This window comes from Shewanella septentrionalis (assembly GCF_025370265.1).
Taxonomy (GTDB): Bacteria; Pseudomonadota; Gammaproteobacteria; order Enterobacterales; family Shewanellaceae; genus Shewanella; species Shewanella hafniensis.
Window position 1 is genome coordinate 39410 of sequence record NZ_JAMTCC010000038.1, and the last position, 10111, is coordinate 49520.

At 45.5% G+C, this 10111-nt stretch carries 10 protein-coding genes; 6 read left to right on the forward strand and 4 right to left on the reverse strand.

Features of this window, described 5'->3' with window-relative positions; translation table 11 throughout:
• Nucleotides 1-3: 3 nt before the first annotated feature.
• The 3 genes from phsA to NE536_RS18480 all read right to left on the reverse strand — a co-directional run bounded on the left by phsA (nt 4) and on the right by NE536_RS18480 (nt 3957).
• Nucleotides 4-2286: a thiosulfate reductase PhsA gene (phsA, locus tag NE536_RS18470; protein WP_261273597.1), complete on the reverse strand. Its 2283-nt coding sequence runs from the start codon at nt 2284-2286 to the stop codon at nt 4-6.
• Between the two features lie 421 nt (nt 2287-2707).
• Nucleotides 2708-3370 carry a pentapeptide repeat-containing protein gene (locus NE536_RS18475; RefSeq protein WP_261273598.1) on the reverse strand — a complete coding sequence of 221 codons (663 nt, stop codon included), beginning with the start codon at nt 3368-3370 and terminating at the stop codon, nt 2708-2710.
• Between the two features lie 104 nt (nt 3371-3474).
• A complete protein-coding gene (locus NE536_RS18480) occupies nt 3475-3957 on the reverse strand; it encodes an SRPBCC family protein (RefSeq protein WP_261273599.1) in 483 nt (160 codons plus the stop codon).
• Nucleotides 3958-4035: 78 nt separating this feature from the next.
• On the opposite strand from NE536_RS18480, the gene NE536_RS22935 reads away from it, so the two are divergent.
• The 6 genes from NE536_RS22935 to NE536_RS18510 all read left to right on the forward strand — a co-directional run bounded on the left by NE536_RS22935 (nt 4036) and on the right by NE536_RS18510 (nt 8964).
• Nucleotides 4036-4464 carry a hypothetical protein gene (locus NE536_RS22935; RefSeq protein WP_342455091.1) on the forward strand — a complete coding sequence of 143 codons (429 nt, stop codon included), beginning with the start codon at nt 4036-4038 and terminating at the stop codon, nt 4462-4464.
• The gene (locus NE536_RS18490) at nt 4451-5554 is read left to right on the forward strand and encodes a phosphoribosylaminoimidazolesuccinocarboxamide synthase (RefSeq protein WP_261273601.1); all 1104 of its coding nucleotides are present in this window, start codon (nt 4451-4453) and stop codon (nt 5552-5554) included. The genes NE536_RS22935 and NE536_RS18490 overlap by 14 nt, the downstream gene beginning before the upstream one ends.
• A 702-nt stretch (nt 5555-6256) precedes the next feature.
• On the forward strand, nt 6257-6820 hold the full coding sequence (locus NE536_RS18495; RefSeq protein ID WP_261273602.1) for a hypothetical protein: 564 nt from the start codon (nt 6257-6259) through the stop codon (nt 6818-6820).
• Nucleotides 6821-6873: 53 nt separating this feature from the next.
• The gene (locus tag NE536_RS18500) at nt 6874-7185 is read left to right on the forward strand and encodes a hypothetical protein (protein WP_261273603.1); all 312 of its coding nucleotides are present in this window, start codon (nt 6874-6876) and stop codon (nt 7183-7185) included.
• Nucleotides 7186-7188: 3 nt separating this feature from the next.
• Nucleotides 7189-7644 carry a protein-export chaperone SecB gene (locus NE536_RS18505; protein WP_261273604.1) on the forward strand — a complete coding sequence of 152 codons (456 nt, stop codon included), beginning with the start codon at nt 7189-7191 and terminating at the stop codon, nt 7642-7644.
• Nucleotides 7645-7735: 91 nt separating this feature from the next.
• Nucleotides 7736-8964, forward strand: a protein-coding gene (locus tag NE536_RS18510) for an IS3-like element ISShes2 family transposase (RefSeq protein WP_261273605.1) whose coding sequence is annotated in 2 segments (ribosomal slippage) — nt 7736-8087 and nt 8087-8964 — 1230 coding nt in all. Because the reading frame shifts where the segments join, the coding sequence is not laid out codon by codon here.
• Between the two features lie 16 nt (nt 8965-8980).
• Here NE536_RS18510 and NE536_RS18515 read toward each other — a convergent pair.
• Nucleotides 8981-9442 carry a macro domain-containing protein gene (locus NE536_RS18515; RefSeq protein WP_261273606.1) on the reverse strand — a complete coding sequence of 154 codons (462 nt, stop codon included), beginning with the start codon at nt 9440-9442 and terminating at the stop codon, nt 8981-8983.
• Nucleotides 9443-10111 lie beyond the last annotated feature (669 nt).

Genomic DNA, 10111 nt, shown 5'->3' on the forward strand with positions numbered 1-10111 from the left:
CGATTAGCGCTTTGCCAGCGTGACGCCCGTGGTGTGCACTGTCATGCCACACACAGGAGCAGTAACGTGCGGTAGTAAGTTACCGCAGTGGATACCTTTGCCCGTTGCTCTGACCAACTCTTTGTTTTTAGAACCAAAGCCCATGTAAGCAAACACAGTATCTTGGCGAATACCCGGCGTGACTAAGGCATGGCCTTCTTCTGTGCCAACACTGCTGGTGAGGCGGATTGGGTCGCCATTGCTGATCCCTAATTTGCCCGCAGTGATGGGGTGAACCCACACAGCGTTATCCGACATCAGGTTAGCGAGCATAGGTACATTGTGGGTGGCGCCATTGGTGTGCACCGCCACTTTGCCTTGGATAAAGTACAGCTCATCTGCTTTTTTAAGATGCACTTCGCGGAACTTGATCACCCCACGGCCCGGTGCCATGGCTTCGACTTTGGCGGAGGTGAGTTCAATCTTGCCACTCGGGGTTTTAAAGGTGAGTGCGCTTGCATAAGTGCCGTCGTCATCGGCAGGTCGCGCATTGGGGTATGCCTTAATAAACTCGGCAACCATCTTAGGCTCGCACAACATAATTGGCTTACCAAAACTCACAAAACCTTCGTCTTTAATACGGCGCAGCAGGTCAGTGTCACGGTTCACCTGCAGCATTTGCAGGGTTTCCATGTTTTCCCATGGATAGAACTCGCCAAGGCCCATAGCCACGCCCACATCCTTAAAGATCTGCCAAGAAGGCTTAGTATCACCTAAGGTTTCAACGACTCGTTGGCGCACATAATAGGCGGGATTTTTACCTGACTTATCGGCAATTTCTTCATCACGTTCAAGATAAGTCGACTCAGGTAAAATCACGTCCGCATAGGCGGCGGTTTCACTGATATACACATCGCACACGGCAACAAAGTCGAGCTTTTTCATCGCTTCAACAACGCGCGCCCTGTCTGTCATGGTTTGCATTGGGTTAGTGCGTGACATCACCCAGCCGTGTAACTGGTAAGGAACAGCGCTTAACGTGGCATCGAGAATAGTTTGGTAAACGCCGCCCGATGTCCACATCATGGCGTACTGCTCTTCCACTTGATCGATACGTTTCGCTGCTGGTTTTGGCATGTCTTTCACGCCAGGTTTAGCCAATACGGGCGCAACTGCTTCACCGGCAAGCTTGTTGTAATCACCGGGTTTCTGGCCGATATAAATCCCGCCCTTGCGCTCAATATTACCAATCAAGACGTTGGCGGCGTACAGGGCGCGGCGCATCTCAAACTCTTCGGTGGTAAAGGTGGCTCTGTGACCAAAATCGACCACGGCATGGGGCGCTTTTGCCGCATATTCGTGGGCGATGCGACGAATGTCTTTGGCAGGCACATCGGAGATGGTTTCAGCCCATTCAGGGGTATAAGCTTTCACTTCGGCGGCAAAGGCTTCGAAGCCTTCCACATAGCGCGCGACAAATGCCTTGTCGTAAAGATTATCTTCAATCAATACATGGCATAACGCCAAGGCGACGGCCACATCGGTACCGGGGCGAATGGCATACCATTCATCAGCTTTATCGGCCACAACGGAGAATCTTGGCTCGAACACCACCAGCTTGGCACCTTTGTCCATTTGCGCCGCCATCATGCCGCGGGTTTCGGACATATTGATGCCTTCGTACAGGTTATGGCCGAAGTTAATGATGTATTTAGAGTTACTTAAATCTCGTTTGACCTTAGTGCCAAAAATAGCCTTAGCGGCAATTTCATAACCGCCGGGACATGTTGAAGCGTGGGTAAAGGTATTGGGACTGCCAAAGGCGGTCGCGAGATGAAACAAATGCTTTTCTTGTGAGCCCGATTTTGACGAGAATGCCACGGCTTCTGGGCCATGTTCTTTTTTGATTTTATTTAGGTTTTCGGCGATGAGTTGATAAGCCTCATCCCAACTGATCTCGGCCCATTTGCCTTCGCCACGTTCGCCGACCCGCTTTAACGGTTTAACGATACGCTGTGGATCGTACAATAAACTATGGCCTGCGCCGCCACGGGCACACACTTTACCGCCAAAGGATTTAGCGGCCTTGTTGCCACTAATGAAGACGTTTTTGCCCTCAATCACCCGCGCAGAAATCGGGCAACGGGTTGAACACATTTCGCAAATACTGGCAATGTCTTTGCCCATGCCCTTTAGCTGCTTATTCTCTAATGCCGCTAAGCTGCCCGGCAGCAGACTGGCCAACGCACACGTGGCGCTGCTCGCTCCCGCTCCCTTTAAAAAGGTTCGCCTATTAAGCTCAATCATGGTTACCTCCATCACGCTCATCCCACCCGTCAGCCGCCATTTTTGGCGCCATCGAGCAGAGGTTTGCTCACTGATTTGATTACTTTTTTAGTTATAAAAGCGTAAAAACAGCGCCGCCATATCTTCAAAATACCAGCATCCGCTGAATACACTGCTCATCCACGAAGATTGTTATCCCGAAAGAGGTAGGCGGATATTGTGGTAAACCACATGGGGAAGCTCGGTGTGATCTATCGCAACTAAAACCTAAGACTGACGCTGAAATACGTGAATAAGATCAATAGGTCTTAAAATACGGACAGAAAAAAGCCGCCAGTTTGGACACTGGCGGCTTAGAAGAAAACTGACATTTCAGTCAATTGCGATAACCCTAGCAGGATAAGAGCATCGTGCTAGCGGGCGCAAACTGATTACAATCGCATTAATCCATTAGCTCTATATCGAGGCAGTTGAGCAGGCGAATCGCTTCATCGCGGCTAAACTTAGCCCCTTTGATTTTATTGTTAAAAATGTCGATATCGTAATTTGAGGCCTCGCTAAAATCCGCCTCCAATAGCTGACTACGACCAAACAGACTATGGCTAAAATCCGTGTAGGTGAAATTAGCTTGATTAAAGCTGCCCTCGCGAAAATCCACATCGTGGGCCTTACACTCTTCGATGATGATTTCATCGAGGGACAAGCCTAAAAATGAGCAGTCATTTAGAATGCATTGCTTAAAGGAAAAGGGCGCGGCAAAGGATAAACGCGACCATGCGGCGCGGGTCCAATCGATACCGACTAACTTACACTCTTCAAACTCGACCCCGCTGAACTGGCACTGGGGCACTTTCACTAAGCTCAAGTTGCAGCGTACAAAGCGACAATCGATAAACTTACATTTACGAAAAACGCTCTCGCTAAAATGACAGTCTTGAAAGCAGCAATCCTCGAACTCGATGCCCTGTAGCTCTTGGGCTAATTCCGACAAACCATTAAACTGTTTTGATAAAAAACTATTGCCCTGCAAAACCGCGCTTTGCGCGAGTTGCGATGGCGCAAGCACTGATTGTTTAAGCACTGGCACTTCTTTCTGTGACGACATAACACCTCTAATCCTGCCCAATCCCCAGCAATAAAATATGCAGGGCAATTGGGCTAGATACTGCTTATTGTTTACTCTCTGATACGAGGCTTGAGACTCACCGGCTAAATGCTCGCGACGAGTTCCTCAAGCTGATCGGTCGCCTTAGACCAACCCTGATGAAATCCCATATCCTCATGATTCTGCCTATCTTCGCTATTCCAATGCTGCACCCGCGCAGTGTACTTGGTCTTGCCATCCACAGGTTCAAAGGTGATGGTTGCCGTCATAAAAGCTTTATCGGACGGCACCCAAGCTTCAGTAAAGGCATCGGTAAATACGATGCGCTCATTCTCAACCACCTCAAGATACACGCCGCGATTCGGGAAATCCTGCCCCTCAGGGCTGCGCATCACAATCACATTTGAACCACCGGCACGCACATCTAAGGTCGCGCTAGCCACAGTCCACGGTCTTGGCGTAAACCAAATTTTGAGAAGCTCAGGCTCGGTCCACGCGCGGAACAGTTTTTCCGGCGGCGCGTCGATAATCCGCTCTAATACTAGCTCTCGTTGATTATCATTATGTACATGCTGACTTGTGCTCATATTCCCTCCATTGGATATTTGGCTTGATGGTCTTGTCGGCTGCAGCTACGTCATAAGCTCGCACATCAGCAAAGAACAATGCAAATAGCCGTGGCAAATTTCGTCAATAAAGGTAAAATGTCGCCACTTTTTCGCGGCAGTCTAGCACAAGGTTCTCTCGGATTAATGGTTAGCATTTTCGAGCAAAATGGCACGGGCCCAGCCCGCTTTAACAGACCACTTTCACTGTGGTGCCAACCTTGCCCTGCGTTTGTTCCATCCCTTGCATTATCTCCTGCTGACACAATTCAAACACCGCCCGAAAATACCACTTTTGCTGTTCAAGATTTAACATCAAATCCCGCAAACTGGCTGAACGCTTTACGCCTTAAGCCACGCGCGAATAATAAAGCGGTTGCAATAAATCTGGCTGTTGCTAACGCCATAGTCCTTCTGCAAACCGACACTTATAAAAACCTTATCCCTACACTCTCTATCCTAAGGAATACTCGTCATGAGTCTTGCTGATTCCGTACTTGCCATCAATAACGATTTGCCTATCCGCACCGACAGCCCAGTCCACAGCGGCAAGGTTCGCAGCGTTTACTGGCTAACCGACGCCGACAGTCGCCGTTTAATTACCACTAAAGGTTATAACGTCCCTGAAGATACCCCGCTCGCCATCATGGTGATCAGCGACCGTATCTCGGCCTTCGACTGTATCTTCCACGGTGAAGGCGGCCTCAAAGGCATTCCCGGTAAAGGCGCGGCATTAAACGCGATATCTAACCATTGGTTTAAACTGTTCGCCGAAAACGGCCTAGCCGACAGCCATATTTTGGATATCCCGCACCCATTCGTATGGATAGTCCAAAAAGCTCGCCCTATTAAAGTCGAAGCTATTTGTCGCCAGTACATCACAGGCTCAATGTGGCGCGCTTACTCAAAAGGCGAGCGAGTATTCTGTGGCATCACACTGCCAGAAGGCTTAGAGAAAGATCAAAAGCTCCCTGAGCTGTTAATCACCCCATCGACTAAGGGTATTTTAACCGGCATTCCAGGCGTGCCAGCCCAAGATGACGTGAACATCAGCCGCAGCGATATCCAAGCCAACTACCAAGCCTTTGGCTTTGAAAAGTTAGAAGATATCGACCTGTACGAGAAGCTGTTAAAAGATGGCTTTAAAGTGATTTCAAAAGCACTGGCCGACATTGACCAAGTGTTTGTCGACACTAAGTTTGAGTTCGGCTATGTCACCGACAAAGACGGCAATTCAAAACTGATTTACATGGATGAAGTCGGCACCCCAGATTCATCACGTATATGGGACGGCGGCGCCTACCGCGATGGCAAGATTTTGGAAAACTCTAAAGAAGGTTTCCGCCAGTTCTTGCTGAATCATTTCCCCGATCCTGATGTGCTGCTCAACAAAGACAGAATGCCAGAGCGTGAAGCCCTCGCCCGCGACAATGACCTCCCACTTGAGGCCATGATGCAAGTGTCACGCACTTACACCGGCGTTGCCGAGAAGGTGACTGGCGCGGCAATCCCGCTGCCAGCAAATCCTAAGGCAGATATTATTAAGATCCTCAAAGATGAGTATGATCTGATTGTGTAATCAGATTTTTGATTGATGGAGTGTTATCACTTCACTCTATAAGTTTAAAAGGCGCTCAAGCGCCTTTTTGTTTAAGTCATTCACAAACTTAACCAATACAACGCCGATAATTAAGCACTGTCATTCCAGTGACACACCGCCTATATCTTAAAAAAGCAGCATCCATGAGGGCTCGACGACGGCATCTGATGTAAAAGGATTTACGAATGTCACGATCACATGGATGTGAATGAGCGACCATGTCACGGACGGTCACTTACATGCCAATGCTTAATCCCGCCAACCCATCTAGTAATCTGTATGCCTTTTTACAAGCATACACTTTGCAAATTTAACAATGGGTGGCTCGTTAATTTGCCGACTGACTCGGGTACTGACAATCAATATAAAAGCTATTTTTTGCACAGATAAATGCAAATTAATGTGAGCATATAGACGTATATTGATAGGAATTGATGGTATTAGTATGAATTTAATGCCATATTAAAACTCGAAATTTTGCAGAAATTCAAAGGGCTACGTATTGGAAACAAAAATGACAATTTTTAGTTTTACTCTGATACATTAAAAGTGTATAAATGCGGCTTAAAATTTCTACAGTGTTCTTTAATCGCTTCTGTCGAAGTAGGCCGCTAAGTGAGTTGTCTAAGCCAATACCTTAGGGCGTTCTTCCAGTTTAGAAAATTATACCAAGAGATAAGCGTGAATAGTTACTACAAAGGAACGCATGGTACAACGTGCTCAGCAGCAGATTCTATACTTGCTACAGGGTTCAAAAAAGGACCGGGCTTAAGAGGTTCAGGTATCTATTTTTGGTTGTATCAGTTTGCGGAGCTGCTTCAAGAAGCAGAGCAGTTGGCAATAGCTTGGTATAACTTTGAGTCGAATAAAGGCTCTTACAGCAAGCATAAAGACAAAAAGTGTGCAGTAGTTTTAGCTGATTTGGATACAAAAGAAGATGATGTTTTCGATTTTGAAGCAAAACGTCAACACTTCATGGTCTATGCTAAGGCTATAATGGATAAGTTAGGAGAGGCTAAGCTTCCCCATGAAGAGGAAAAAATACTGTTATCTGGTATTCATGATAAATTCTTCAACGATTGGGAAGAGAAAGCAAAGAACTCTTTTGATGCAGTGCTAGTAAGAGTTCATGCTCCGAACAAGTTTAAGAGCACTTTTCACAAGGATATTGCTTCGCAACCACACTGTATCCTTGTGCGAAATGAAAACATCATCAAAATTACTGATGTTAAGAAAATACATTAATATCAGTAAAAAAAGCTGAGATATTACCCTTCAATTAGTAAAGGGAAAGTGCAATGAATGATTATAAAATATTAGAGGAACTACTCAACGACATCGAAAGAATGTCAGTTGAAGAGCTTAAAGCGTCACTATTGGGTCATGCTTACGGTCCTATCCATAGCATAGTAACGTTCGACCCGTACGAGGCAATGTTTAACGCATATGCAGAATCAATAAACTATAAGTTAGTAAGTTCAGGTATGGCAGCTTTACGCAAGTTTGATTTTATTAATATTGTAAAGAATTTAGATGCGGATCGTAGTGTTGCAAACCTCATGTCAGAAGCAGCAAACGATGAATGTTACAACTTCATGTTAGCGGCCTAATATATGTCAGAAGAAAAAGCAACATACAAATATCACCCGATTCAATTAAGAGACGTAAAAGTACTAGAGTTATTTATCTCAGCTAACCTTGGTTGCACGTCTGCTCAAGATTCGGATTGTGATGTTGAAAGTAGTGAGTTTGGTTTTTATCATACTCATTCTAAGTACAACGAAGAGGCAAAATCCTTTATCGTTAAAGTTGCAGCTGTTGTTGGCCGAGAAGATAGAGAAGAAGAACCTACTACTGAGTTCGATTTGCGAGTAGAGCTCCTAGGTGTTTTTGAAGTTGATGAAGAGAAGTTTCCGATGGAGCATATTGAAGCTTTTGCTAGTAAAAATGCTCCGTTGATTATGTATCCATATCTTCGAGAACAAGTGTACTCACTTACCACTAGAGCAGGTTTTGACAGTACAGTGTTACCTTTATTTGAAGTGCCTGCATTCAAATTGAAAAAGTAAGTTTATAGAAATAAAAAAGCCAGTCCTAGACTGGCTTTTTTTATGAAATATGTCCCGTCCTGAAATACGTTGACATAAAGAGGACTTCTTTATGACAACATCAATTAACTCAAGCCGTAAGCGCACACAACGAGATTACACCTTAGCCTTTAAATTAGGCGTTGTAGAGCGTGTTGAAAAAGGCGAAATGACGTACAAACAAGCCCAAGCCCATTTTGGTATTCAAGGCCGTTCAACTGTACTCGTTTGGCTTAGAAAACATGGTAGACTCGATTGGTCGAAATCTTTTCAGCATCCCTTTATGCCTAAGTCAAAAGAAACCCCTGCCGAAACGATCAAGCGCCTTGAACGTGAGTTAGCAGAAGAGAAACTGCGTAACAAAATCCTCAATGGCATGGTTGATATCATGGACAATGAATATGGAGCTGGCCTCAGAAAAAAGTACTTATCCGGTACGTCTGGCAAGCAAAAGGCAACGGAGAAATAAACCTCGCAGCCGCATGTCGTGCTGCGGGTATGTCGAGGCAAGGTATTTATCAGGCAGTTGCTCGAATGGAAAGTCGTAGAGCTGAGCTATCGGTCATCAAAGACTGGGTCCAGTACTGGCGTAAATATATGCCAAGGTTAGGGGCCCGTAAGCTCTACACGTTGATAAAATCCAAGCTGGTTGAGCACGATATTAAACTCGGGCGAGATGGGTTCTTTACCTATTTGAGAAGTGAAGGTTTACTGGTTAAACCGAAGAAAAGCTACACAAAAACCACGTTCAGCAAACACTGGATGAAGAAGCATCCTAATTTGCTGAAAGAGGAAGGGCTACATGATGCAGGGCATGTACTGGTCAGCGATATCACCTATCTTGAGTCAGACCAAGGAGTGCACTACCTGTCACTGGTCACCGATGCCAGTTCTCGTAAGATAGTCGGTCATCACGTGAGTAAAGACATGAAAGCCGAGAGTGTGGTGAAAGCGTTAAAAATGGCCATAAAAGATAAACGCTATATCGGCAACGCAGTGCATCACTCAGACAGAGGCTTACAATACTGCTCAGCAGTTTATCAGAATGCGCTTCAGGCGAGCCAAATCCAGCCGTCAATGACGGATGGTTATGATTGCTACCAAAATGCATTAGCAGAAAGAGTGAATGGCATACTGAAGCAGGAGTTTTTACTGCACCGATGTAGGACATTTGCGGAGCTGAAGATACTTGTTAGAGAATCGATAGCAATATACAACGATATGAGACCGCATCTGAGTTTGAATATGGCAACCCCTAATCAGGTGCACAATAGAAAAGGCCAGCTACTGGAGCTGGCCTAAAAACTGTCAACCTATCTTAGGACGAGACAATAAGTTTTACACAATAGTGCATCTCACCTTTTAGCTCTTCATCGATTATTGATTCGATTATTTGCCAGTTCCCTTTGGCTAAGCCAGCTCCAATTAGAGGGTAAACAATCCTAAGTCCAGAAAATTCTTTTTTTATAGCCCGAAAAACTTGCCTTATTGCATCGTAGTCAGCTAATACACCATTCCCTTTCCAGTCATATTGCGTGTAAGCATTTACGATGGCAAACGATTTGCCACGTCGATTAATGATTACCTTTGTATAAGTTCCTAGTTTAGTCGAGGCTCCTCTCTCTGTTTGTAAATCAACGTTATATGCTTCAGGGTACTTGCTCTTAATCATTAGAGCTATACCAGCCCCCATGTTACACAAGCAGTTACAACCATGCACAAGTACATCTGCTTTATTGTTTTCAACAAGCTCAAAAATATTACCATGAACCTTCTTCAAGCTAACCTCCATAATAAATCAGACCACCCATCGTAAAACAACATAATGTACACAGGGTTTGGCTTCAAGGGCGAAAGATGAGACAGGCAGAAATCTTTTGGGATTAACAAAAAGATCGGACATGCATAACTCTCATGGGATAACAGCCAACACCTAAGCAACAGAAGTTCATCTTCCCCTGCGAAGTTGCTGAAGAGCGTTGAAAAAAGATGGGACATGCATAACTCTTTTGGGATTGACAGCGAACACGTCAGCATCAGGAGTTCACCTTCCCCTGCGAAGTTGCTGAAGGGCGTTGAAGAAAATCGCGTGACGCAGACAGGACGTCTGCGTAGCTTTCGGGGGGAAGGGACGCCCCATCGGAAGCGTTAGCGATTTTCGAATAAGCACGAAGCCACTAATCAATGCATGTAACTTCGCTAGGGACGCCGGGGGATTTCCAAAGGATACTAAATGGACATATATGGACCCATCCGGTTTGCAAGACATTCGATAGCGATTTTGAGAAGAGTTCATTGCACCCATATATCCGGCCTGTTATTGAGGGATTCCTCTGGCCCTGATGGATATCTGCTTCTACTGTCCTTATCATCCTTGCGGCTTCATTATGAGCCTATGCCCGACTAAGGTTTTCAGTAGATCAGTCTGACTGTCTCATCATCAAATCAA